Raw genomic sequence first — 24,333 nt, 5'->3', positions numbered from 1 at the left:
CCCGTGCCGCTTCCGCTGACCGCGGCCGCTGTGCGGAAGGGCGCCGTCACGGCGTGTCCGCGAGGTCGACGACCACCGGCGCGTGGTCGGAGGCACCCTTGCCCTTGCGCTCCTCGCGGTCGATCATCGCCCCGGTCACCCTCGCGGCGAGCGCGGGGGAGCCGAGCACGAAGTCGATCCGCATGCCCTCCTTGCGGGGGAAGCGGAGCTGTGTGTAGTCCCAGTAGGTGTAGACGCCGGGGCCCGGTGTGAAGGGACGCGCCACATCAGCGAAGCCGGCGTCTTCGAACGCGCGGAACGCTGCCCGTTCCGGCTCGCTCACGTGCGTCAGCCCCCCGTTGCGGAAGTAGTCGATGTCCCAGACATCCTCGTCGCGCGGTGCGATGTTCCAGTCGCCGACGAGCGCGATCTGGGCACTGGGGTCCTCGCGGACCCACTCAGCTGCATGGCCGGAGAGGACCTTGAGCCATTCGAGTTTGTACGGCATGTGCTCGTCATTGAGTGCCCGACCGTTCGGGACGTAGAGGCTCCACACACGCACGCCCGCGCACGTTGCGCCGATCGCGCGGGCCTCCTGCGCCGTGTTTTCGCCGTTCTTGCCGAATGAGGGCTGGTCGGGGAAGGTCCGCTCGACGTCCTCGAGCCCCACCCGGGAAGCGATCGCCACGCCGTTCCACTGGCTCACGCCGAAGTGTGCCACCTCGTATCCGTTGCGCTCGAAGAGCTCCCAGGGGAAGTTCTCGTCCCTGCACTTGGTCTCCTGGATCGCCAGCACGTCCACGTCACTGCGCAGGAGCCAGCTCTCCACGCGGTCGGCGCGGGCACGGAGGGAGTTCACGTTCCAGGTAGCAAGCTTCACGGCGTCCACGCTACCAACCGCGCCGCGAGTCGGCACCGTGGGGGTACCGACTCGCCGCCATCCGGAGGGGCAGCGTCCGCTACTTGGACCAGCTCGTGGCCTGTTCGCGCCACCAGGTGTCGAACATCGTCACGGGAGTGGCGCGCTTGTGGCGCGTCATGAGGTACCGGCGCTCGATCGACTCTGCGACCTCGTCCGAGACATCCCGGCCCTCGAGGTAGTCGTCGATGTCGTTGTAGGTGATGCCGAGCTCATGCTCGTCGGTGCGGCCCGGCTGGAGATCGAGGAGATCGGCGGTCGGGATCTTCTGCCACACTTTCTCGGGGGCGCCGAGATGCTGCAGCAGTGCCCGGTTCTGGCGCTTGTCGAGCCCGAAGAGCGGGAGGATGTCCGCGCCGCCGTCGCCGTACTTCGTGAAGAAGCCGGTCACGGACTCGGCGCCGTGGTCCGTGCCGATCACGAGCAGGTTGCGCTCGCCGGCGATCATGTACTGGGCCGCCATGCGAGCCCGGGCCTTGGTGTTGCCGCGGACGAAGTCGCTGAGCTCGTCGTCGGACGAGTGCTCGTATTCCGACTCGAAGCCGTCCACAGCGGCCTTGATGTTGAACGTTCGCTGCGACTTCGGCTGGATGAAGTTCAGGGCGGCCTGGGCGTCCTCCTCGTCGTGCTGGACGCCGTGGGGAAGCCGGACGGCGATGAAGTCCGCTTCGATGCCTTCCTGTTCCAGGTCTTCGACGGCGAGCTGGGCCAGGCGCCCTGCCAGCGAGGAGTCGAGGCCACCGCTGATGCCCAGGACGAACCCCTTGGATCCGGTTGCGCGCAGATAGTCCTTGAGGAAGCCGACGCGGGCCTCAACCTCAGCCGCCGGGTCGATCTCGGGCTTGACGCCCATCTCCTCGATGATCTTCGCCTGGAGTTCGCGCATGGGGATAGCGTACTGGCCATGAAGATCGCACGCATCGAGACCTTCCTCGTGCCGCCGCGCTGGCTCTTCGTGCGTGTCGAGACGGACGCGGGAGTCGTCGGCTGGGGCGAGGCCACCTGCGAGGGCCGCTCCGAGACTGTCCGCACGGCCGTGGACCAGCTCGCCGAACTCCTCATCGGCCAGGACCCGCTGCGGATCGAGGACCACTGGCAGGTGATGACCAAGGGCTCGTTCTACCGTGGCGGCCCGATCCTCGGCAGCGCCGTGGCAGGGCTCGACCAGGCGCTGTGGGACATCGCCGGCAGGCACTTCGGTGCCCCGGTCCACCAGCTGCTCGGCGGCCCGGTGCGCGAGCGCATCCGGGTCTACGGCTGGGTGGGCGGGGACGAGCCGGACGAGGTGGCCGAGGCGATCGCCGCCCAGGTCGAGGCAGGCCTCACCGCCGTGAAGATGAATGCCTCGGGCCGGATGTCCGCCAACGGCAGTGCTGCCGAGCTCGACGGCGTGGTGCGGCGGGTCGCGGCGGCCCGCGAGGTCCTGGGACCCGAGCGCGACGTCGCGGTGGACTTCCACGGCCGGTTCACCCTCGCGACGGCCCGGCGTGCCGCCTCGCTGCTGGCTGACCTGCACCCGTTCTTCCTCGAAGAGCCGGTAGTGCCCGAGAACTCGCACCTGATCGGGCGCATCGCCGAGTCGACGGCGATACCCATCGCCACCGGCGAGCGGCTCTACTCCCGACAGGAGTTCCTCCCGGTCCTGCAGGCCGGCATCGCCGTGGCCCAGCCGGACCTCAGCCATGCCGGGGGCATCACCGAAGTCCGGAAGATCGCCGCGCTCGCCGAGACGTTCGACGTCCAGCTCGCACCGCATTGTCCCCTCGGGCCGATCGCCCTCGCAGCATGCCTCCAGGTGGGCTTCGCGACCCCGAATCACTTGATCCAGGAGCAGAGCATCGGCATCCACTACAACCGGGGCGCCGACGTGCTGGACTATGTGGTGGACACCCGGCCCCTCGCCTTCGTCGACGGATCCATCGAACGGCTCACCGGCCCGGGCCTCGGAATCGAGGTGGATGAGGCTGCGGTCCGGGACGCAGACCGCCGGGGACACGCCTGGCGCGGACCCATCTGGCGTCACGACGACGGGTCCTTCGCAGAATGGTGAGCGGCTGCCCGGTGCGCAGGCAGCGATGAGCATTCTCGACAGCCCCACACTCGGGGACGTCGACGCGGTGGTGGCTGCCGGAGCCACGTTCATCGTGACACCTGGCGTGAGCGAGTCCGTGGCGTACGCTAGCGGCCGCGGGGTGCCCGTCCTGATCCCGGGAAGGACCTCCAGGATCCGCAGAAGGACGAGGTGCCGCCCCTCCCCCCGGGGGGCGCTCGCCGGGGAGTGACGCGGCCCTACTAGTGTGGAACACAGCTCCTATCCTCCGGCGCTCGGCTCGGACGGCGGCGTCTTGCATGAAAGGAAGCGACGATGAAGATCGTCTCGGCTGAAGTCTTCGTGACGAGCCCGGTCCGCAACTTCATGACCCTCAAGGTCACCACCGACGAGGGGATTGTGGGCATCGGTGATGCGACGCTCCCCCACGAGGAGGACACGCCCGACTATCTCCACCCGGGCGACCAGCCCGGACTCGGCGTCGAGTTCAACGAGGAGGCCGCGAACTCCTTCCCGTACCAGCAGGCGTACCTGCCGTACAACCGCCTCATCGACGGCACGGTGCACGACTGGTGAGCGGGCCGGCCGAGGGCGACGCGGCTGAGGGCGGCGCCCGTACCTTCCACGTGATCGCCATGGGCGTCTCCGGCTCCGGCAAGAGCACCGTCGGCGCGCTCCTGGCCCGCGAGCTGGGCGGGGAATTCCTCGACGGCGATGACCTCCACCCGCGGGCCAATGTCGAGAAGATGGCTGCGGGCATCCCGCTCGACGACGACGACCGGGAGCCGTGGCTGCGCGAGATCGGCGCCCGGCTGGCGGCGGCGCCGGGCACCATGGTCATCGGCTGCAGCGCCCTCAAGCGCTCCTACCGGGACATCATCCGAGACGCCGCGCCGGACGCCGTCTTCGTGCACATGCACGGGAGCCGCGAGTTGCTCGCCGAGCGAATGGCAGCTCGCCCCGGCCACTTCATGCCGCTCTCGCTCCTCGATTCCCAGTTGGAGACCCTCGAGGAACTCGAGCCGGACGAGCGCGGCGTCGCCTTCGACATCGCCGAGCGCCCGGAGCAGATCGCACGCGAGGCTGCGGAGTGGCTGCGCCGCTGAGCCACTGTGGCCCCGGGCGCCGCCTGAGGCCCCAGCGTGCGGGACAGCGTCAGCGCTCGTGCTGGACCGGAGCAGGTCGGCCGATTTCCGGCGCGTTCACTGGACATTCACCCGCTCGCCGTTTTTGATGTGTGGACTGGGGAAACTGATCAGGTGACACCAGAAGGGTTCCGATGGGCACGATCCAGGCCGAACATCCCCGGCCACGCCACTTCCTCCTCCATGTCAGCGACACTCACGTGCTCGGCGACGGCCAGCTCTCCGGCGCGCTGGATCCCGAGGCGCACCTCCGGCGGATGTTCGGGCAGATGCGCGACGCCGATGGGTCGCCCGAGGCGATCGTCGTCACCGGCGATCTGGCGGACCGCGGTGAGCCTGAGGCGTATGCCCGGCTGAAGGCGATCGCGGAGCCCACGGCGGAGGCGCTCGGGGCGCGGCTCATCTGGGCCATGGGCAACCACGACTCGCGCCCGGCCCTGCGGGAGCATCTCCTCGGCGAGGAAGCATCGGGCGAGCCCTTCGACCGGGTGCACTGGGTCAACGGCCTGCGCGTGATCGTGCTGGACACCACAGTTCCGGGAGTCCACCACGGCGAGCTCTCCCAGCCGCAGCTGGACTGGCTGGCCGAGGAACTGAGCTTCCCGGCGCCGGACGGGACGCTCCTTGCCATGCACCATCCGCCCCTGCCGTGCGTGCAGGAGCTCGCGGTGCTCGTGGAGCTGCGCGGCCAGGCGGCCCTCGCCGACGTGGTGCGGGGAACGGACGTCCGTGCCATCCTCGCGGGCCACCTGCACTACTCGACGTCGGGGACCTTCGCAGGGATTCCCGTCTCGGTCGCTTCGGCCACGTGCTACACGCAGGATCTCGCCTGTGCAGTGGATGCCTCGAGCGGCTTCCGCGGCACCCGCGGCCGAGATGCCGCACAGGCGTACAACCTGGTCCACGTCTACGCCGACACCGTGGTCCACTCGGTGGTGCCGGCGACCGGAGGCGGCACGGTGGGCCGGGAGGTCCCCGCTGCCGAGGTCGCCGAGGTCCTCGCGAAGGCGGGGGTCACGTTCCCCGAGGACGACGGCGGCCGGGGCCGCCGAGCCCACCCGACAACGGGCATGCTGCCCATCACCTGAGCCGCGTCGGGACCGGCCCTCCGCCTGCCCCCGCAGCTGCCCTCAGCGCTCCCAGGGCGCCGGGATCGGGAAGTACTTCTCGAGGAAGTCGGTCACCCGTTCCTGGCGCTCCTCGGCCGAGACCTCGGGGAACGAGCCGTCGTTGAGGCAGAAGAAGTCCTGATTGCGCTTCTTGAGGAGCTTCGGCAGCGAATCCAGGCCGGAGCGGATCGTGGTGTCGATGTACTGCACCTTCGCCCCGACCTGCGTCACGGCACGCCCCGTCAGCAGGGCGTAGTAGTGGTAGAAGGAGTTCGTGACGGAGATGCTGTCCCACGAGCGGAACCGGGCCGCCGCGGTGCGGGCGAACTCCTCGGGGAACTCCGCCTCGAGTTCGAGCAGCACGGATTTCCTCAGCGGGGCTGCGGTGTGCTCGAGGTGGCGGGTGGTGATGCGGCCGAACCGTTCGTGGAGGAGCCGCCGGTTCACGCGTGCGGCGTTCTCGTGGCCTGAGCGGTCCAGGTGGTTGTCACCGAGCCCGATCCGCGTGGAGGCTTCGATGAACTTCGTGATACCGCCGGGGGAGAAGAACATGTCCGGGCCGAGGGGCCGGCCGAAGAACATGTCGTCGTTCGAGTAGAGGAAGTACTCCGAGAGGCCCTTGATGTGCTGGAGCTGGGACTCGATGGCCTGGGAGTTGAAGACCGGCAGCACGGACGGGTCCTTGAAGTGTTCCTCCGCCCGGACGATGGTGATCCGGTCGTGGGTCTCGTCGAGCCACTCCGGCACCTTCGAATCCGTGCAGATGAAGATCTGTCCGATCCACGGGGCGAACATGTGCACGCTGCGAAGGGCGTACTTGAGCTCGTTGATCTGCCGGACCCGCGCCTCGGCGGCGTCGCCTTCGCCGAGGACCACGCCGGGCAGGAAGGAGTTGCGGTAGCGCCGGAAGTCCGGGTCGGAGCCGTCTACCCAGGAGAAGACGATGTCGATGGTGAAGTCGATGTCCGTGGCGTGGTCCGCGAACATGTTCTCGATGGTGGGCCAGGTCCGCCCGAAGCGCTCCACCGTGCCGCGGACCGCCTCGTTCCGCGGAAGGGTGCGCCGGGTGAGGGAGTTCTCGATGGGCAGCTGGAGCAGGTCTCCCTCCCACTTCCACAGCTCCACCTGGACGCCGGTCTCCTGGCCGTAGCGCAGGCCGCCGTCGGGCTCGAGCCGGGGCCGGTAGAGGCGGAACATGCGCGCCTGACCCGACTCGGCGAGGCGGCCGTCGGCGACGAGCAGCGCGCGGTCCTTGCGGGCATCGACAGTCAGCGAGTAGAAGGGCTCGTCCCGGCACGCCTCGACGAGTGCCCGGCGGAGTTCCTTGCGGTGCGTCCAGTCCACCGCAATCACGGGCCTTGCGTCGTTGCCGCGGACCAGCAGGTAGGGGATCTTCGCACCCTCGAGGACGTCCCGGACGAAGAGGAGGTCCTCGACCATGGCCTCGTGCGGAGTCTGTGTCCTGTTGACGACGGCGTAGCCGCGCTTCTTGCGCCGGATCACGTCGTCCCGGTCCGAAAGCCTCCGCCCCGCCGCCGCGGAGGCGATCTCAAGGGGAGGAGGCAGCGGCTCCTCGGCGCCCGGGGTGGCATGGTAGACCTCATCAGGGGTCACAGACGCGTTCACTGGCCTCCTTCGCAGGGGTGGGGGAAATCCGGGAGCTCACGGCACATGATAGGCGTACGCGCCGCCGCCCGGCTCTCCGGGCGGAGCCGGGCGCGCCAGGGCGCCAGTAGAATCGGAGCCATGACTGCTGCCGCCGCCCTGGACGTCACCGCTGCCCGCGCCCGCCTGCTTGAGCTCATCAAGGAGCTCGCCGTGGTCCGCGGCAAGGTGGTCCTCTCCAGCGGCAAGGAGGCCGACTACTACGTGGACCTGCGCCGCATCACGCTCCACCACGAGGCGAGCCAGCTGGTGGGGCAGGTCATGCTGGACCTCATCGACTCGGCCGGTGTCCAGATGGAGACGGCCGGCGGCCTGACCATGGGTGCGGACCCTGTCGGGACCGCCCTCATGCACGCGGCGCGCGAGGCCGGCCGAGCCGTCGACGCGTTCGTGGTGCGCAAGGCTCAGAAGTCCTACGGTATGGGCCGCCAGGTCGAGGGCCCGGGCGTCGAGGGCCGCAAGGCCGTGGTGCTCGAGGACACCTCCACGACCGGCGGTTCGGCGCTCGCCGCTGTCGAGGGCGTGCGCAACGCCGGCGGCGAGGTGACCGCCGTCGCCGTCATCGTGGACCGCGCCACCGGCGCGAAGGAGCGCATCGAGGCCGAGGCCGGCGTGCCGTACCTCTACGCCTTCGGCAAGGACGAGCTCGGCCTCGACTGACCGGCGCTGCCGGGGCGTAGACATGCCGAAGCCGGCCGTGGACACCGCCGCGCTGCAGTCCGCGCGGCGCCTGCGGAGATTCTCCCGCCGCGCGTTCCTCGGGGGCGCGGTGGCCTCCGCGCTGCTCGCGGCGGACGCCTTCGTCACCGGGGAGGTCCAGCGCCAGCGCCGGCAGACCGTGGTGCTGGAGGTGGCGGACGACGCCGCGCGGCAGCGCTTCCCCGATGCGTCCTGGATCCTGTTCCCCGGCTACAAGACGAGCTGGGAGGAGGCACGGATCATCCTGGCGTCGCTGCGGTCCTCGCTCGCGGAGCGGGGCCAGCTCGCGGCCATTGGCTACTCCAATCTGGGCCTGAGCGTCGACGAGATCCTCGATGCCCTCCGCGTGTACGTCAGGCAGCGGCGGCTGCGGACCCTCTACTTCTACGGGCACTCGTTCGGCGGGATGGTCGCAGTGGAGGTGGCGTCCCGCCTCCTCGCCGAGGACGGGATGCAGGTGGAGGTGATCCTGCTCGACTCCACGCCGGCCTCGAAGTACGACGTCCTCGACCAGGGCTGGTTCGATTCCGTCGTCGTGCTGTCCGATCTGGGGCTGAAGATCCCGTCGGTTGTCCGCGGCGGGTACGAGTTCGGCGAGCGGGTGGTCCACAAGAACGAGCGGACCTGGTCCGAGATCGTGGACCAGACGCTCGAGCAGCTCTCGCCCCTCGCGCCGTCGACCGTGCTGATCCAGACCGAGTCGCAGTACATCTACGACTGGAACGCAACACGGTTCACCGGCGCCCTCGGCACCGCCCAGATGGCCTTCTTCGGAAACCCGGGCGACCAGACGGTCGACTACGCCTCCGCCCGGAACCGTTGGGACCGGCTCTTCGCCGCGAACATGGCCAGCTCCGACCTCCAGACCATCGGCGCCTTCCCCGCCCACGCCAGTCCCCAGTGGAGCGGGATCGTGTACAACCGGCTGCTCAACCAGCTCCTGCCGCAACTGCTGCCCCTGCCGCGTCGGCTCGGCGCGGCCGGGGGAGGAGCAGGGTAGCTCGACGCCGGCCGGTCCTCTCCCGCGGGAGGCGACCGGCCGGCGTCGTGCGTACTGACTGACGCGAACTCTCAGTATTTCGAGAGGCGGTGTCTCGTTGCAGACAGCCCGTGGCGACCCAGGAGACTCAGAGCTGCTGCAGCAGCTCCCTCACGGACGGCAGCACTTGGTTGGGCCGGAAGGGGAAAGCCGAGATGTCCTCGCGCTGGGTGATGCCGGAGAGCACGAGGACGGTGTGGAGGCCGGCCTCCATCCCGGCGATGATGTCGGTGTCCATCCGGTCCCCGATCATCGCCGTGGTCTCTGAGTGGGCGTCGATCTGGTTCATGGCCGAGCGGAACATCATGGGGTTCGGCTTGCCGATCGTGTACGGCTCCCGGCCGGTGGCCTTGGTGATGAGTGCGGCGATCGCCCCGGTGGCAGGCAGCACGCCGTCGCGTGAGGGGCCCGTGGCATCGGGGTTGGTCGCGATGAACCGCGCGCCATCCAGGATGAGCCGGATCGCGGTCGTGATGGCCTCGAAGGAGTAGGTGCGGGTCTCGCCGAGGACCACGTAGTCGGGATCCTGATCGGTGAGGATCATCCCGGACTCGTGGAGCGCCGTCGTGAGCCCCGCTTCGCCGATGACGTACGCGCGCGCCCTCGGCATCTGGTCCTTGAGGAACCCCGCGGTGGCGAGCGCGGAGGTCCAGATGTTCTCCTCCGGGACGCTGAGGCCGGACGTCTGGAGCCGGGCGGCGAGGTCGCGGGGAGTGTAGATCGAGTTGTTCGTCAATACGAGGAAGCGGCGGGACGTGTCGACCCAGCGCTGGATGAGCTCCGGGGCGCCGGGGATCGCGTGGTTCTCGTGCACCAGTACGCCGTCCATGTCGGTCAGCCAGCACTCGATCTCCTGGCCGCTGCGGTACACGACGGGTCCTGCGGGATTGTTCGGCTCGGGTTCGCTCACGGGTCGCTCCTCGCTGTGTGGGGTACAGGTGGCGCGCACGACGGCGGACGCTCCCCCAGTCTTCCATCTCGCCGCGCGTCGCGGGAGGCGAATACGCATCTGCGGACGTTTTTCATGGATTGAGACGCATCTGCGGAAGTAGAGTGGCGGGATGGGACTCCTCCGCATCGCCGACGCAGCCGGCCTGACCGGTGTCTCCGACGACACAGTGCGCCGCTGGGTCGATTCGGGCGCGCTCACGGCACGCAAGGACGAATCCGGCCGGGCGGTCGTGGACGGCGCCGAACTCGCCGCGCACGCGCGGGCCACGGCCGCCGCCCCGCCCGACCCGTCGGGGGTGGGCCGGTCCGCGAGGAACCAGTTCGTGGGACTCGTCACGGCCGTGACGGTGGACAAGGTCATGGCCCAGGTGGAGCTGCAGTGCGGCCCCCATCGCGTCGTCTCGCTGATGAGTTCCGAGGCGGTGCGGGAGTTGGGCCTCGAGCCCGGCTCCGTGGCGACCGCCGTGGTCAAGGCGACCACCGTGATCGTCGAGACGCCGTCGGGGCGTGCCCTGTGAGGCGGGTGGCTGCGGCCGTCGTCGGGATCCTCGTGGCCGTCCTGCTCAGCGCGTGCGGCGCGACGACGACGGGGGCTGCCGGCTCGGCGTCGTCCGCGTCCGGACAGCACGCCATCACCGTCTTCGCCGCCGCGTCCCTCAAGCAGACCTTCACCGAGCTCGGGCAGCAGTTCAAGGCGGCGCATCCCGGGACTGCCGTGGCGTTCAGCTTCGGCGGGTCCTCGGATCTCGCGGCGCAGGTCGACAACGGCGCCCCGGCGGACGTGTTCGCCTCCGCGGACACCAAGAACATGGACAAGGTCACCGGCCCCGGCCTCGCCGACGGCGCGGCTAAGGACTTCGCGACCAACGTCCTCACGATCGCCGTGCGGCCAGGGAACCCGTCCGGGATCACCGGCCTCGCGGACCTGACGAGGCCCGGACTGAAGCTCGTGGAATGTGCGGCACAGGTTCCGTGCGGGTCGGCCGCGCATGCCGCCGCGAAGGCGGCGGACAACGGCGCCGGCGTGGCCCTGAAGCCGGTCTCCGAGGAGTCCAACGTGACCGACGTGCTCGGCAAGGTGATCTCCGGTGAGGCTGACGCCGGCCTCGTGTACGTCACGGACGTCAAGGGTGCCGGCGGGAAGGCGGACTCGGTGCCGTTCCCGGAGTCGTCGGCTGCCGTGAACCGGTATCCGATCGCGGTGATGCGCGACTCGAAGGACAAGGAGACTGCCCGCGCGTTCGTCGAGTTCGTCAATAGTGCTGCTGGCCGGAAGGTCCTGGCCGATGCCGGCTTCGGCGCCCCGTGACCCCGCTGCGCCCGCGCAGGGACATGACTCCTCAACGTCGGGGGGAAGTGACCCCTCAACGTCTGGGGGTCGCCTCCTGAAGGTCAGATCCCGAGGGTTCACCGGCCTTCCCGCCTGGATCTGGGCGCCTGCGGGGGTGGGGGGCCTGTTCGTCGCGGTCCCTCTGGTCGGCATCCTCGTCAGGGTCGACTGGGCGCACTTCCCCGCGCTGATCACCTCCCCCTCGTCCCTCGCCGCCCTCCGGCTGAGCCTGATGACCGCGGCGGCGAGCACCGCCGTCGTGCTCCTCCTCGGCGTCCCCATGGCAATGGCCCTCGCCCGCGGGAACGTCCCCGGCCTCCGCTGGCTGCGCGCGCTCGTGCTGCTGCCGCTCGTACTGCCGCCGGTGGTGGGCGGCCTCGCGCTGCTGTACACGTTCGGACGGCTCGGGCTTGTGGGGCGCTGGCTGGACCTCGCCGGGATCCAGATCGCGTTCACCACCACCGCCGTGGTCCTGGCGCAGGCCTTCGTGTCACTGCCGTTCCTCGTGGTCTCGCTCGAGGGAGCGCTGCGCACGGGAGGCGGACGCTACGAAGCCGTCGCCGCGACTCTGGGGGCGTCCCCGAGCCACGCGTTCCGCCGGGTGACCCTTCCACTCGTGCTGCCCGGCCTCGCGTCGGGCCTCGTGCTCTCGTTCGCCCGCTCGCTCGGCGAGTTCGGCGCGACGCTTACCTTTGCCGGCAGCCTCCAGGGCGTCACGCGCACCCTTCCCCTCGAGGTGTACCTCCAGCGGGAGACCGACCCCGACGCCGCCGTGGCCCTGGCGCTGGTCCTCGTCGCTGTCGCGGCGGCCGTCGTCGGGCTCGCCTACGGGCGGCGCGTCATCGGTGGGTCCGGTGCCTGACGGAACCCGCGGGGCGGCCCTGGCGCTGGACGCCGGCGTGGCCGCCCGCCGCGTCCGCCTCGCCCTCGAGGTTGCGGAGGGCGAGACGGTCGCCGTCATGGGACCCAACGGCGCTGGCAAGTCCACGCTGTTCGGGCTGTGCGCCGGCCTCCTGCGGCCAGACTCCGGAAGGGTCACGCTCGGGGCGCGCGTCCTCGCGGACTCGCGTGGCACATGGGTCCCGCCCCACCGGCGAGGCGTCGCGCTGCTCGCGCAGGAGCCGCTCCTGTTCCCGCACCTGTCCGTCCTCGAGAATGTGGCCTTCGCGCCCCGAGCGGCGGGTGCCTCCCGGGCGGCAGCGCGAACCGCGGCGGAGCGGTGGCTGGCCGAGGTCGGCGCCGACGAGCTCGCCGGACGCCGCCCCGCCCAGCTCTCGGGCGGCCAGGCGCAGCGTGTGGCGATCGCCCGGGCGCTCGCGGCCGAGCCGCAGGTTCTGCTGCTGGACGAGCCGTTCGCCGCGCTCGACGTCGCCGCGGCCCCGGCACTCCGCCGCCTGCTGCGGCGCGTCCTCGAAGGCCGGACGGCCATGGTCGTCACGCACGAGCCCCTCGATGCGCACCTGCTCGCCGACCGCGTCGTGGTCCTCGAGGGCGGCCGGGTCGCCGAGGCTGGCCCCACGGTGCAGCTGCTCGAGCGGCCGCGCAGCCGCTTCGCAGCCGGGTTGGCCGGGCTCAACTTCCTGCGCGGACGCACGACGGCGCCGGGGCGCCTCGCCGTCGACGGCCTCGGCGAGGTCTCGGGGACACTTCCCGAGGCCGGTGCGGTTCCCGTGGACGAGGTCCGAGCGGACCGGGTTCCCCCTGTCGCGGTCCCGGCTGCTGGGGAGGACGGCATCGCCGTGTTCCGGCCCGCCGACCTGTCCGTGTTCCCCGCCGCCGACGTCCCGCACGGCTCCCCGCGGAACGCGTGGCGCGCCGTCGTGCGCGAGCTCGAGCCGAGGGGCGCCCAAGTGCGCCTCCACTGCGACGCCAGCGGCCACCTCCTCGTCGCGGACCTCACCCCGGCGGCCGCCGCCGAGCTCGATCTCGTGCCCGGGCGCGCCGTCGTGCTCGTGGCCAAGGCCGCCGCGGTAAGCGTCTACACGGCGTGACGCCAGCCACGTCCGGTTTCACGCGGGCAGAATCGGGGTAGTGCTCTCGTTACGTGTGGCCGGACCGCGGTCATGTGTGCCGCGGTACATGAACCACAGGAGCGTTGACAGGGTGATCGTCGGGCCGCATGACAGGCCAGCTGCCGCTGGGACTCCCGTGGAGGAGGGCCTCGACGGCATCCTGTCCGGCGCGAGCACTGTGCAGAAGCCTCCCGCCTCCGCCCGACGCCGCCTCCTCGGGCGCCATCGCCCGCTGCGCACAGCGGGAGTCGCCCTCGGCGTCGTCGTCGTCCTCGCGGTGGCCGCATCGGTGCTGGTCGCGCTCGTGCTGCGGTCCGCGCTGAAGATGGACCGCGTCACCGACTACCCGGGCCCGGGCACGGGGGAGGTGCACGTCAGCGTGCAGAAGGGGACTGCGGCCGTATCGCTGGCCCAGGAACTCCAGAAGGACGGCGTCGTTGCCGATGCCGATACCTTCATCCGCGCCCTCGCCCAAGCGGGCGGAACAGTCACGCCCGGCGACTTCACCTTCAAGAAGGAGATGAAGGCGTCCGACGCAGCGCAGGTCCTCGTGAGCGCTTCCAACGACAAGGTCATCTACTTCGCGCTCAGCGCCGGCATGCGGGTCAGTGAATCGCTGGACGCCATCGCGAAGGCGTCGTCCACGGACCGCCGTGACCTCGACGCCCTCAACAGCAAGCCGGGCGACTTCGGGCTTCCCGCCCAGGCCAAGACGCTCGAGGGCTATCTCGCCCCCGGCGAGCACAAGTTCCCTCTGGGAACGCCGGCCAAGGACATCCTGGCCAAGCTCGTGGCAACCACCGTGGACCAGCTCAAGCAGGACGGCATCACCGACCCGGCCCAGCAGTACCGCGTGCTCACCGTGGCGAGCATCGTCCAGGCGGAAGGCGGCCGCGCCGACTACGGGAACGTCGCGGGGGCCATCGAGAACCGGCTCAAGCCGAACGACCAGACCGGCGGCCTGCTCCAGTCGGACGCCACCGTCACCTACGGCCTCGGCACCAGGACGGTCCAGCTGACTGACTCCCAGAAGCAGGACGCGAACAACCCGTACAACACCTACGTGCACCCCGGCCTCCCGCCCGGCCCCATCGGCTCGCCCGGCCCGCAGGCGGTCGCCGCGGCCGCGCACCCCACGGCCAACGACTACCTGTACTGGGTCACCGTCAACCTCGACACCGGCGAGACGAAGTTCGCGAAGACCTACGCCGAGCACCAGGCCAATGTGGCCCAGTACGAGCAGTGGTGCAGCGCCAACCCGGGCAAGTGCTCCTGAGCCGCGCCCGGCCGCCCGCCGATGGCTGGCGACTACGCTGGTGCGGTGAGTGAAGAGCGCGAGCACACCGTGGGCGTGGGCCCCTGGAAGGGCATGTGGCCCGAGGGAGACCACTGGGACCCCGAGCTGCTCGCGCACGGGGACCGGCGCAACGTGCTGGACAAGTACCGGTACTGGACGCACGAGGCGATCGTCGCGGAGCTGGACACCCGGCGCCACGACTTCCACGTGGCGATCGAGAACTGGCAGCACGACCTCAACATCGGCACGGTGGTGCGCACCGCGAACGCCTTCCTGGCCCGGGAGGTGCACATCATCGGACGACGGCGCTGGAACCGTCGCGGGGCGATGGTCACCGACCGCTACCAGCACGTCAGGCACCACGCGAGCGTCGAGGAGTTCGTCGAGTGGGCGCGTAGCGAGGATCTGCCGATCCTCGGCGTCGACATCTTCCCCGACTCGGTCCCGCTCGAGACCTATGAGCTGCCGCGGCGGTGCGTGCTCGTGTTCGGGCAGGAGGGGCCGGGCCTGACCCCCGAGGTGCATACCGCCGCGGAGGCGACGCTCTCGATCGAGCAGTTCGGGTCCACGCGGTCCATCAACGCCGCATCCGCTGCGGCCATTGCGATGCACGCGTGGGTGCGCAGGTGGGAGTTCGGGCAGCGGGTCGGGTGAGCGGCAGAGCCCACCCGATGGGGCCACCGGCACCGTCGCGGTCCACCGCTGGGACGCCCCGCCTCAGCGGAACGCGGGCCGGAACCGCAGCGCGGACCACGTCTCGTCGATCGAGACCTGACGCACGGGATCGGCGCCGAGCGCGATCATGTCCCGCGCGAGGATGTCGCGGTTGAGGTCGGTGCCAAGCTTCTTCGCCTTCGGGTAGGCGACCCACGCGAGGCGGTCCTCGTGCGCGGCCCTCACCGCGGCGGCTCCCCGCGCGGCGAGCTCGTCGCGGTCGGCGACGTAGAGGACGACGGCGGCGGCAGCACCGGCGTCGTCCGTCACCTCGAACGGGCCCGCCACGGCGGGGGCGTCCGACGGCGCGTTGATGACCGCGACCGTCATCCCGGGCCTGATCTGAAGCTTCTGCCAGAGTTCCACGCGGCCATTCAACCACCGAGCGTCAGGGCGACAGGCACGACGTCGCCCACGTCCACTCGCTCGGCCTCGCGGAAGGCTTTGCGCAGCGGGACGAGGTACGCGCCATCCTTGGGCATGAGCGCGGTGGTCCACTCCGAGCCGCCGAGGCGTACGGACACTGGGATGCAGCCCCAGCCGTACGTGAGCTCCCTCGAGACGGCTTGGATCTCGGAGGACTCTTCCGGGGGCACTCGGACGAACACGAACGGCGCGGGGCCGCGCCACTCGATGACGTCACCATCGAAGATCAGCTCCATGGAACGACCGCCTCCCGCCCGATCTCGTCCACCCGCGTCACTCCGGCCACGGCCATCGTGAGGTCGAACTCGGCGCGGAAAGCCTCGAACACCTCGCGAACGCCGTCCTCGCCGGCGAGCGCGAGCCCGTACATGTATGGCCGCCCGATGCAGACGGCGTCGGCACCGAGAGCGAGCGCCTTGAACGCGTCCGCCGCGCACCGCACGCCGGAGTCGAACAGCACGGGCACCCGCCCGCCGACGGCCTCGACGATCCCTGGCAGCGCGTCCAGCGACCCGACCGCACCGTCCAGCTGCCGCCCGCCGTGGTTGGAGACGATGATCCCGTCGGCGCCGTGCTCGAGGGCCGCCCGCGCGTCGTCAGCGTGCTGGAGGCCCTTGACCAGGATCGGCAGCCGGGTCCGCTCGCGCAGCCACGCGAGGTCAGACCAGGTCAGCGTGGTCCGCGAGAACACGTCGAGGAACGTCTCGACGCTCGCCCGCGGCACGGGGGAGGCGAGGTTCTCCCGGAACCCGCCGGGGTGCTCCCGTGCCAGCCGCACGAGCGAACGTACCGCCGCGGGGGTGGGGCGCGGCGTCGTGCGCTCCCCAGACCCCGCAGCGGAACCGGCGCCCGCGGCGGAACCGCCGCCCGCGGCGGAACCGCCGCCCGCGGCGAGCCGGGCCTCGACGAGTTCGCGGAACGCGGGGTCGGACGTGTACTGCGCGATCCCCATGCCGCGCGCGAACGGCAGGTACGCGTTGTCGAGGTCGAGCGTGCGCCACGAGAGCACCATCGTGTCGAGGGTGACGACGACGGCGCCGCATCCTATGCGTTCGGCGCGCCGCACGAACGACTCGACTACCGCATCCTCGCTGCTCCAGTACAGCTGGAACCAACGCTCGGCGTCGCCGAGCTCCGACGCGATGGCCTCCATCGGGTGCGAGGCCTGGGACGAGATGATCATCGGCACGCCGGTCGCGCGTGCGGCGCGGGCGACGGCGAGGTCCCCGGCCGGGTGCGCGAGCTCGAGGACGCCGACCGGGGCCGCGAGGAAGGGGGAGGGGTGGCGGCGGCCGAACAGCTCGATGGACGAGTCCCGCCGGGAGACGTCCCGGCCGAGCCGGGGAACGAGCCGCCACCTCTGGAATGAGGTGCGGTTCGCGACCATCGTCGAGCCCATCCCTGCCCCGGTGGCCACGTAGCCTCGGGCCTCGCGGGACATCGAGGCGAGGGCGCGGCGCTCGAGCTCGGTGGGATTCGTGGGCACCGCGGGACGGTGCCCGAACACGCCATTGCGGTAGATCCGCGATTGCACGCTGCGGCCGGAGGACTCGCTCACAGGGCGAGTCTAGGCCTGGCGCGACCTCAGCAGGTGCGGCCCTAGATCCGCGACAGTCGCGGCGCCGATGAGCTGCATGGTCACCTCGATCTCCTTGGCGAGCAGCTCGATGACCCGGGCCACGCCCTCGCGTCCGCCGGCCATGAGCCCGTACAGGTAGGCGCGGCCGATGAGCGTGAAGTCGGCGCCCGAGCAGAGGGCGGCGACGACGTCTGCTCCGGACATGATGCCCGAGTCGAGGATGATCTCGACCTCGTCCCCGGCCTCGGCGCGGACCTCGGGCAGAGCCTGGAGGGAGACGGGTGCGCGGTCCAGCTGCCGGCCGCCGTGATTGGACACAATGAGGCCGTCCGCACCGGCGTCGAGGGCACGGCGGGTGTCCTCGGCGGTGAGGATGCCCTTGACGAACAGCTTCCCGCCCCACACCGACCGGATCCACTCGAGGTCCGCGATCGAGAGGGTCGGGTCGAACATCGAGTTGATGAGCGTGGGGAGGTCCTGGCTCGTGTTCGTCAGCGACGCGAAGGTGAGGGGGTCGGTGGTGAGGAAGTTGAACCACCACTCGGGCCGGTAGGACGCGTCGAGCACGGTCTTGAGTGTGAGCTTGGGCGGGATCACCATGCCGTTGCGGACATCGCGCAGCCGCTGCCCCGCCACGGGCGTGTCCACGGTGACGAGAAGGGTGTCGTAGCCGCTTGCCGCCGCACGCTCGAGCAGGTCGAGCGACTTCTGCCGGTCCTTCCACAGGTACAGCTGGAACCAGCGGCGCGCGCCGTCGGCAACCCCACCCGAGACCACGGCGACCTGCTCGATCGAGCGGGTGCCCATCGTGGACAGCGAGAACGGGATGCCTGCAGCCGCCGCCGCGGCCGCACCGCCGTCCTCGCCCTCGGCGTGCATGAAGCGGGTGAACCCGGTCGGCGCGATCCCGAACGGCAGCGACGAGCTCCCGCCCGCGATCATCGTGGAGAGATCCACCTTCTCGGTCCCGTGCAGGATGCGGGGGAGGAGTTCGACGGCGTCGAACGCCTCCCGCGTCCGGCGCACCGTGAGCTCGCGCTGGGCAGCGCCGTCCACATAGTCGAAGGCGGGCCTCGGCGTGCGCCGTTTCGCGATGGCCCGCAGGTCCCAGACGTCCGCCGCGCGGGCGAGCCGCGCGGCGCGGCGGTCGAGGGTGGGCAGCTCGAACTGCATGAGCGGGCGCAGTTCGCTCACGCTCGGGAAACGGCGCTTCATGGGGGCCTCCAGGGGTGGTGGGAGCAGGGGGAGGGGATCAGGCAGCGGTGGTGCCGCGGCCGCGCGCGAGCAGGACTGCGATCATCGACGAAGCGCAGCACAGCAGCAGGAACAGGGCGGCGAGCCACGTCCCCCCGTGCGCCGCCTCGATGAGTGCGGCGGCGATGAGGGGGCTGAGGCCCGCGACGATCGCGCCGTTGAGCTCCCGGGCGAGGCCCACGCCGGAGAACCGGTGGGCCGGCGGGAAGAGGTTGGTCAGGAATGCCCCTTGGGCGCCGCTCGTCATCGCGATCACGATGCCGTACCCGATCGCGATCGCGAGGGTCGCGAGGGCCATGGAACGGCTCGACAGCGCGGCAAAGAGCGGGTAGGCGAACAGGGCCCCCGCCGCGGAGCCGATGGCCAGGACCCGGCCTGCGCCGAAGCGGTCCGCCGCCCACCCGCCGAACGGCGTGCCGACGATCCCCGCGAGGGAGCCCACGGTCACCGCGAGCAGGGCGTCGGTCCGGCTCATGCCGATGGCCGGAGAGGCCATGAAGCCCAAGGCGAACACGGCCATGATGTAGTTCAGCGCATTGTGGCCGGTGATCGAGAAGAACCCGATCGCGACCTCCGCGGGGCTCCTGCGCAGCAGTTCCCCGAGGGGGAGCCGGCGCTTCCGCGCGGCATCCGCGTGCTCGGTCGCGATCCGGTACTCGGGCGTCTCCTCGAGCCTGGCGCGGATGAACAGCGCCACGAAGAACAGCACGGCCGAGGCGATGAACGGGACGCGCCACGCCCAGCCCAGCAGCGCGGCGTCGCCCGCCGAGGACGCCCAGAGGAAGGCGACGGTGGCGAGCGCGATCCCGGCGGGAGGGGTGGCGAGGACGATTGAGGTGAAGTACCCGCGCCGCTTGGCGGGAGCGAACTCCGCCACGAGGGTCATGGCGCCGGCAAGCTCGGCCCCGGCGCCGAATCCCTGGAGGACGCGGAAGACCACGAGAAGGAGGGGCGCTGCCGCGCCGATCGCGGCGGTGGTGGGAAGCAGCCCGATCGCCACGGTGGCCGCACCCATGAGGACGATGGTGAGGATCATGGCGGGGCGGCGTCCGCGCCTGTCACCGATGTGCCCGATCACGAGTCCGCCCAAGGGCCGCGCGATGAATCCGACAGCGAATGTCGCGAAGGCCGCGAGGGAGGCGCCTGTGCTCGTGCCGGCGAAGAAGAGGGGCCCGATCACGAGTCCTGCCGCAGCGCCGTACAGCGCGTAGTCGTACCACTCGATGAGCGTGCCGACCGTCGCGGCGAACAGGGCGCGCCGGGCGCCGGGGGTGAGGGTCGGGCGACCGGAGGCAACGGCGGTGTTGCTGGTCATGGGTCCTCCAGAGGGCAGGGTAGCGAGGGATGCTTGAAATATATTTCTATCACTGGGTGATATACTTCACAAGTTCTCGACGGGAGGAGGGGCATGGCCGAGTCCATGACCGCCAGGCTCGCCACCGACCTGCGCCGCATGATCCTCGAGGGGGAGCTCGCCCCGGGCTCCCTCGTGGTCGAGCCCAAGCTCGCCGAGCAGTTCGGCGTGTCCAAGACGCCCGTGCGCGAGGCCCTGCGGCTTCTCACCACTGAGGGCCTGCTGGCGGTGCTGCCCAAGAAGGGCTATCTGGTCGCGACCATGAGCTCTCAGGACGTCGCCGAGGTGCTCGACCTGCGGATGCTGCTCGAGCCCCACTCGTGCTCGAGCGCAGCCGCCTTTGCGGACCCGGCGCTGGTCCGCACCCTCCGTGACCTCCTCGACCGCCAGCGCGAGCACGCGGCCGCCGAGCCCCTGATGAGCATGGAGTACGCCGCCGACTTCCACCGCGCGCTCGCTGCCGGCGCCCGGAACCGCCGCCTGTCGGAGGTGCTGGCCCGGTGCTTCGACGAGACGTCCCGCGCCTACCACGTGCTCCCGGGGCTCCACGGCCATCTCGCGGCCGACGAGGAGCTGGCCGAGCACGAGGCGGTCTATGCGGCTGTTGCCGCGGGCGATGGCGCCGCGGCCGCCGAGGCGATGCGCGCGCACCTCCGGAGTATCCGTTCGGCGATGGCGCGGCAGTTCGAGCGGCCCAGCGGCCTCTGGTCCTGATCGCGCACGACGTCGGCCCGGTCACCTCAGGCGACCGAGCCGGCGTCGTGCGTCGGCTGGGGTCAGCGCGCGGTGAACTCCGCGTGCCGGGAGTGGGCCTCGGCGACCTTGGCGCGGATGGCCTCGATGTCCTTGACCCTGTCCCGGTACTTCCTGTCCATCTCGAGGATGTCCTGCTCCTCGTCGAGGAGCTCCCGGTACACGCGCTCGCGCTCCGCGGGGTCCGCGGTGTACTCGAGGTCGAGGTAGCTCTCGGCGTGGCGCCGGGCATTGTTGACGGCGGCGTGCGCCTTGCCGGCCTTGCTGTAGAGCGAGGCGACGATCGTGACGAGCAGGACGCTGACGATCACCGTGAGCGAGAGGCCGGTGGTGATCTCGAAGACCTCCACGTGCTGGCCGCCGTTGATGAACGGCAGGGTGTTCTCGTGCAGCGCGTGCAGGACGAGCTTGACCCCGATGAACGCGAGGATCGCCGCCAGGCCATAGGAGAGGTAGATGAGGCGGTCCAGGAGCCCGTCGAGGAGGAAGTACAGCTGGCGCAGGCCCATGAGCGAGAACGCGGTGGCCGTGAACACGACGTACGGGTTCTGGGTCAGGCCGAAGATCGCCGGGATGGAGTCGAGGGCGAACAGCAGGTCGGTGCCGCCGATCGCGACCATCACGAGCAGCATCGGCGTCAGGACGCGCTTGCCGTTCTCATGGGTGAAGAGCTTGTCGCCGTCATAGTGCTCGGACGTGTGGAAGAACTTGCGCGCCAGCCGGATGACGAAGTTGTCCGCCTCGTCCTCGCCCGAATCCTCGCTCTTGAGCAGGTTGCCGGCCGTGATCAGCAGGATGATGCCGAAGATGTAGAAGACCCACGAGAAGGCGTTGATCAGGGCAACGCCGGCGAAGATGAACGCGGAGCGCGCGATCAGCGCGAACACGATGCCGAACAGCAGGACCTTCTGCTGGTCCTCGCGCGGAACGCGGAAGCTCGCCATGATCACGAGGAACACGAACAGGTTGTCCACCGAGAGCGCCTTCTCGGTGATGAAGCCAGCGAAGTACTCGCTTCCCATGGACGGTCCGCCGAAGACGAGCAGGATGATGCCGAACAGGATTGCCGCGCCCACGTAAATGGAGGACCACACGGCCGCTTCCTTGAGCGACGGCACGTGCGCCTTGCGGATGTGGAAGAAGTAGTCGAAGGCCAAGAGGGCCAGGATCACCACGATGGTGATGCCCCAGACGAGGGGGGAGACGGACATTGAGGTCCCTTTCGCAGGTAGGCGTTATCGCCACAAGTCTCTCCACCACCCTGAACCATCTGGATGGCCGCTGCACCCGGCCGGGCTCCGGCGCCCGACGTGCTGACGTGTGCAACGCTTGGGATACTCCCCTGCGTACGGACCAGCGTACCGGGAGGGGGATGAGTCGCAAAATTCATGGCGAACTCCCAGCTTCGCTGCACTTCCTGCAAGGTCTGTTTCAGAACTAGTCTCACTCGCAACCGCGCGCACCGTCGTGCACGGCTGGAACGGGAGAAGAGGCATGGCACCCCATCACGGTTCTCATTGGCTTTCCCTGCGCGCCCTGGCCGCCACCGCGGCCGTGGGATGCGCCCTCGGACTTGCTGCTGTCGGAGCATCGAGTGCAACCGCAGCGCCTCCGAATCCCCCGCCCTCGAGCTCCAAGTCGTTCCCCGGCTCGGTCCCGCCGTGGGCAGGCTCGCGGGCCAAGACAGGAATCCCGCTGAGCAACACCACGGTCGAGGGCGAGATCTACCTGTCCTTGCGGGATGAGGCCGGGGCCAAGTCGTTCGCCACCGCCGTCTCGACGCCCGGCGACGCCCAGTATGGCCAGTACCTGAGCTCCATCCAGTGGAAGGACCAGTTTGCGCCCGCCCCAGCGGACACGGACAAGGTGGTTTCCTGGCTCAAGGCCCAGGGCATGGTGGTCACGGGGGTGCCGGCCAGCGGCATGTACGTCGTGTTCCGCGGCACGGTAGCCCAGGTCAACGCAGCGTTCGCGGTGACCGAGCAGACGTACGCCTTCCAGGGCACGGACCTCATCGGGCCGGACAGGGCACCCACCGTTCCGGCCGAACTTGCCAGCGTGGTGTCCGCCGTCAGCATCGACCAGGGCCGCCTGCTCACCAGGCCGGACAACGTTGCGGACGGCGCTGATGCCTCGCCGAACGGCAAGGTCGCCCCGGTTCCGGTCGCTACGCCCTGCTCGCACTACTGGGACGAGCACGAGGTCACCGTCCCGGCGACGCAGACCGGCGCGACGACCGCCCCGACCGTCCTGTGCGGCTACACGCCGGGCCAGATCCAGGCGGCGTACGGGCTCGGTGACGGCGTCGCGATGAACGCCACCGCCGGTGCCGGCCAGACGGTCGCGATCATCGATGCGTACGCCGCGCCCAGCATGCTCGCCGATGGCAACCAGTACTCCTCCCTGCACGGGCTCCCGGCCCTGACCTCGGGGAATTACCGCGAGGTCCTCCCGAGCGTCTACTACGACCAGCCGCTCTGCGGCCAACCAAGCGGATGGCAGGGCGAGGAAGCCCTCGACGTCGAGGCCGTCCACTCGACCGCGCCGGGCGCATCGATCCTGTATGCCGGTGGGTGGAACTGCGGCGGAGGCCTCGACATAGCGATGTCCAAGGTCCTCGACGGCCAGCTGGCCACCATCGTGAGCAACAGCTACGGAAACGTTGGCGAGGCCGTGTCCCCCGACCAGCGCAACGGCGAGGTGCGTCTGCATCTCCAGGCCGCGGCCGAGGGCATCGGGCTGTACTTCTCAAGCGGCGACAGCGGTGACGAGAAGGCGGCACTCAAGTACACCTCGCCCGACTTCCCGGCAAGCTCCCCGTACGTCACGTCCGTGGGCGGCACGAGCCTCGCGCTGGACAAGTCCAACCACTACCTCTGGGAGACCCCGTGGGGGACCACCCGCCAGAAGATCGTTGCGCAGTCTGACGGCTCCCTTGCCTATGGTGGGCCGCTGCCAGGCGTCTTCCAGTACGGTGCGGGCGGCGGCACGAGCGCCGTCTTCGACCAGCCCGCTTACCAGGCAAACCTCGTCCCGGGGACTCTCGCGCAGGGGAAGCGCGTCTCGCCGGACGTCTCCGCGCTCGCAGACGTATGGACGGGATTCAGGATCGGCTTCAGTCCGATCACCAACGACCACTCGCTCAACACCGGCGCATACTCGGAGGAGCGGATCGGTGGAACGTCTCTGTCCTGCCCGCTCACGGCCGGCCTGATGGCGAGCGCCCAGGCGGCCACCGGCACGCGCGTCGGCTTCGCCAACCCGGCCATCTACCAGGCGGCGGCCGCGTCCGGTGCCGCCATGCGCGACGTCACCGCCCCGGCAACGCCGATCAACCTGGTCCGCGCCTACCCGTCCACCGGACTGACGTGGATGGCCACGCTCGGACTCGACACGTCGCTCACGGCAACGAGGGGCTACGACGACACCACCGGAGTCGGGAGCATGACCGAGAAGTTCGCGCAGCAGGTCGCGGCACAGCACTGATCCGCGCCGCCACCAAGGCGAGGCGCACGACGGCGGGTGGGACCGGCGTCGTGCGCCTCGCCTGTGCCGGGGCGCTCTCCGGCGCCGCAGCGCTGTCGGCGCATGAGATTGCCGTGGCGGGGAGCCCACTCGACGGGGTGTCTGACCGCGCCGCGGCTGTCTGCCTCTGCTTCGAAGTGCCTCAGGCAACGGTGCTCGCGGCGGCGAGGGCTGGACGCGCAGCGCAGGCCACCGTGATCCTGGACCCTTCTCCGTACGCCGCAGTTCCGGCTGAGCTGGCCGAGTGCGTGGACGCGCTCCTCGTCAATGCGCACGAGGCCCGCCAGATGGTCGGCCAGCTCATCGGCGAGGCCGAGCCGAGCACGGCGGAGCGCGACTGGCTGCGGCTTGGAGCCGCTTTCGCCGCACTCGGATTCAAGCGGGTGATCGTGACGCTCGGCGCGCAGGGCGCGATGCTTCCTCGTCATCTACGGTCCCCCGCAGGGCCGCGCCGCGGCGGCGCTCGCTAGGATGGGCAGTGGCCCCCACCACGCGACCGCGTGACCACCGTCGAGCCATGTCGAGGAGCAGTC

General features: G+C 70.3%; 24 protein-coding genes and 1 pseudogene. 15 read left to right on the top strand and 10 right to left on the bottom strand.

Translation table 11 applies throughout. The features are described from left to right. Positions 1–46: 46 nt before the first annotated feature. Entirely contained in the window at positions 47–859 is an 813-nt protein-coding gene (locus IE231_RS03690; protein WP_189692587.1) for an exodeoxyribonuclease III, read from the bottom strand. Between the two features lie 79 nt (positions 860–938). Then, positions 939–1,784, bottom strand: coding sequence for an NAD(+) synthase (gene nadE / locus IE231_RS03685; RefSeq protein WP_189692586.1), 846 nt, complete (start codon positions 1,782–1,784; stop codon positions 939–941). 18 nt (positions 1,785–1,802) lie between these two features. Between nadE and dgoD the strand changes: the two genes are divergently transcribed. The 4 genes and pseudogenes from dgoD to IE231_RS03665 all read left to right on the top strand — a co-directional run bounded on the left by dgoD (position 1,803) and on the right by IE231_RS03665 (position 5,181). Continuing rightward, complete coding sequence (gene dgoD, locus IE231_RS03680; protein ID WP_189692585.1) at positions 1,803–2,948, top strand: galactonate dehydratase; 1,146 nt, start codon at positions 1,803–1,805, stop codon at positions 2,946–2,948. Positions 2,949–3,395: 447 nt separating this feature from the next. After that, positions 3,396–3,524 (top strand): annotated as a pseudogene (locus tag IE231_RS03675) (bifunctional D-altronate/D-mannonate dehydratase); the annotation flags it as partial. Continuing rightward, positions 3,521–4,054 (top strand): gluconokinase, encoded by a 534-nt coding sequence (locus IE231_RS03670; protein WP_229866471.1) that lies wholly within the window; start codon positions 3,521–3,523, stop codon positions 4,052–4,054. The pseudogene IE231_RS03675 and the gene IE231_RS03670, both read left to right, overlap by 4 nt. 173 nt (positions 4,055–4,227) lie before the next feature. After that, positions 4,228–5,181 (top strand): phosphodiesterase, encoded by a 954-nt coding sequence (locus tag IE231_RS03665; protein ID WP_189692584.1) that lies wholly within the window; start codon positions 4,228–4,230, stop codon positions 5,179–5,181. A gap of 42 nt (positions 5,182–5,223) precedes the next feature. Here IE231_RS03665 and IE231_RS03660 read toward each other — a convergent pair whose 3' ends face one another. Further along, the gene (locus IE231_RS03660; protein ID WP_374189404.1) at positions 5,224–6,642 is read right to left on the bottom strand and encodes a stealth family protein; all 1,419 of its coding nucleotides are present in this window, start codon (positions 6,640–6,642) and stop codon (positions 5,224–5,226) included. 306 nt (positions 6,643–6,948) lie between these two features. Between IE231_RS03660 and pyrE the strand changes: the two genes are divergently transcribed. Continuing rightward, entirely contained in the window at positions 6,949–7,527 is a 579-nt protein-coding gene (pyrE, locus tag IE231_RS03655; RefSeq protein ID WP_189692583.1) for an orotate phosphoribosyltransferase, read from the top strand. Between the two features lie 22 nt (positions 7,528–7,549). Further along, positions 7,550–8,566: a thioesterase domain-containing protein gene (locus IE231_RS03650; protein ID WP_189692582.1), complete on the top strand. Its 1,017-nt coding sequence runs from the start codon at positions 7,550–7,552 to the stop codon at positions 8,564–8,566. A 127-nt stretch (positions 8,567–8,693) separates the two neighbouring features. Here IE231_RS03650 and IE231_RS03645 read toward each other — a convergent pair whose 3' ends face one another. Then, the gene (locus tag IE231_RS03645) at positions 8,694–9,515 is read right to left on the bottom strand and encodes an HAD-IIA family hydrolase (RefSeq protein ID WP_229866470.1); all 822 of its coding nucleotides are present in this window, start codon (positions 9,513–9,515) and stop codon (positions 8,694–8,696) included. Between the two features lie 151 nt (positions 9,516–9,666). Here IE231_RS03645 and IE231_RS03640 point away from each other — a divergent pair, with 151 nt between their 5' ends. The 6 genes from IE231_RS03640 (at position 9,667) to IE231_RS03615 (ending at position 14,849) form a co-directional block, all read left to right on the top strand. Next, positions 9,667–10,074 carry a TOBE domain-containing protein gene (locus IE231_RS03640; protein ID WP_189692580.1) on the top strand — a complete coding sequence of 136 codons (408 nt, stop codon included), beginning with the start codon at positions 9,667–9,669 and terminating at the stop codon, positions 10,072–10,074. Further along, the gene (gene modA / locus IE231_RS03635) at positions 10,071–10,865 is read left to right on the top strand and encodes a molybdate ABC transporter substrate-binding protein (RefSeq protein WP_189692579.1); all 795 of its coding nucleotides are present in this window, start codon (positions 10,071–10,073) and stop codon (positions 10,863–10,865) included. Before IE231_RS03640 ends, modA begins: the two co-directional genes overlap by 4 nt. Positions 10,866–11,001: 136 nt before the next feature. Further along, positions 11,002–11,748: an ABC transporter permease gene (locus tag IE231_RS03630; RefSeq protein ID WP_306341555.1), complete on the top strand. Its 747-nt coding sequence runs from the start codon at positions 11,002–11,004 to the stop codon at positions 11,746–11,748. Beyond that, positions 11,741–12,877: a sulfate/molybdate ABC transporter ATP-binding protein gene (locus tag IE231_RS03625; protein ID WP_374189403.1), complete on the top strand. Its 1,137-nt coding sequence runs from the start codon at positions 11,741–11,743 to the stop codon at positions 12,875–12,877. The genes IE231_RS03630 and IE231_RS03625 overlap by 8 nt, the downstream gene beginning before the upstream one ends. An 88-nt stretch (positions 12,878–12,965) precedes the next feature. Further along, on the top strand, positions 12,966–14,174 hold the full coding sequence (mltG, locus tag IE231_RS03620; protein WP_189692577.1) for an endolytic transglycosylase MltG: 1,209 nt from the start codon (positions 12,966–12,968) through the stop codon (positions 14,172–14,174). Positions 14,175–14,267: 93 nt separating this feature from the next. Then, complete coding sequence (locus tag IE231_RS03615) at positions 14,268–14,849, top strand: TrmH family RNA methyltransferase (RefSeq protein WP_229866485.1); 582 nt, start codon at positions 14,268–14,270, stop codon at positions 14,847–14,849. Between the two features lie 63 nt (positions 14,850–14,912). Here IE231_RS03615 and IE231_RS03610 read toward each other — a convergent pair whose 3' ends face one another. From IE231_RS03610 to IE231_RS03590, 5 genes are read right to left on the bottom strand one after another with little or no spacing between them, the layout of a single operon-like run. Next, a complete protein-coding gene (locus IE231_RS03610; protein WP_189692575.1) occupies positions 14,913–15,275 on the bottom strand; it encodes a hypothetical protein in 363 nt (120 codons plus the stop codon). An 8-nt stretch (positions 15,276–15,283) separates the two neighbouring features. Beyond that, on the bottom strand, positions 15,284–15,571 hold the full coding sequence (locus tag IE231_RS03605) for a DUF1905 domain-containing protein (protein ID WP_189692574.1): 288 nt from the start codon (positions 15,569–15,571) through the stop codon (positions 15,284–15,286). Then, positions 15,562–16,893, bottom strand: a complete 1,332-nt coding sequence (locus IE231_RS03600; protein WP_189692573.1) for an alpha-hydroxy-acid oxidizing protein — start codon at positions 16,891–16,893, stop codon at positions 15,562–15,564. The genes IE231_RS03605 and IE231_RS03600 overlap by 10 nt, the downstream gene beginning before the upstream one ends. 9 nt (positions 16,894–16,902) lie before the next feature. Next, a complete protein-coding gene (locus tag IE231_RS03595; RefSeq protein WP_189692572.1) occupies positions 16,903–18,129 on the bottom strand; it encodes an alpha-hydroxy acid oxidase in 1,227 nt (408 codons plus the stop codon). A 37-nt stretch (positions 18,130–18,166) separates the two neighbouring features. Next, positions 18,167–19,483: an MFS transporter gene (locus IE231_RS03590; protein WP_189692571.1), complete on the bottom strand. Its 1,317-nt coding sequence runs from the start codon at positions 19,481–19,483 to the stop codon at positions 18,167–18,169. Positions 19,484–19,576: 93 nt separating this feature from the next. Here IE231_RS03590 and IE231_RS03585 point away from each other — a divergent pair, with 93 nt between their 5' ends. Beyond that, complete coding sequence (locus tag IE231_RS03585) at positions 19,577–20,236, top strand: GntR family transcriptional regulator (RefSeq protein ID WP_189692570.1); 660 nt, start codon at positions 19,577–19,579, stop codon at positions 20,234–20,236. Between the two features lie 62 nt (positions 20,237–20,298). Here IE231_RS03585 and IE231_RS03580 read toward each other — a convergent pair whose 3' ends face one another. Next, positions 20,299–21,486, bottom strand: a complete 1,188-nt coding sequence (locus IE231_RS03580; RefSeq protein WP_189692569.1) for a TerC family protein — start codon at positions 21,484–21,486, stop codon at positions 20,299–20,301. Positions 21,487–21,769: 283 nt separating this feature from the next. Here IE231_RS03580 and IE231_RS03575 point away from each other — a divergent pair, with 283 nt between their 5' ends. Further along, complete coding sequence (locus IE231_RS03575; protein WP_189692568.1) at positions 21,770–23,761, top strand: S53 family peptidase; 1,992 nt, start codon at positions 21,770–21,772, stop codon at positions 23,759–23,761. A 113-nt stretch (positions 23,762–23,874) separates the two neighbouring features. Then, a complete protein-coding gene (locus IE231_RS03570; protein WP_189692567.1) occupies positions 23,875–24,270 on the top strand; it encodes a PfkB family carbohydrate kinase in 396 nt (131 codons plus the stop codon). Positions 24,271–24,333: the final 63 nt, after the last annotated feature.

The sequence above is a fragment of the Sinomonas cellulolyticus genome (assembly GCF_014656475.1).
Classification (GTDB): domain Bacteria; phylum Actinomycetota; class Actinomycetes; order Actinomycetales; family Micrococcaceae; genus Sinomonas; species Sinomonas cellulolyticus.
Note: the sequence above shows the minus strand (reverse complement) of the source record. Positions and strands in the feature narration are given on the sequence as shown.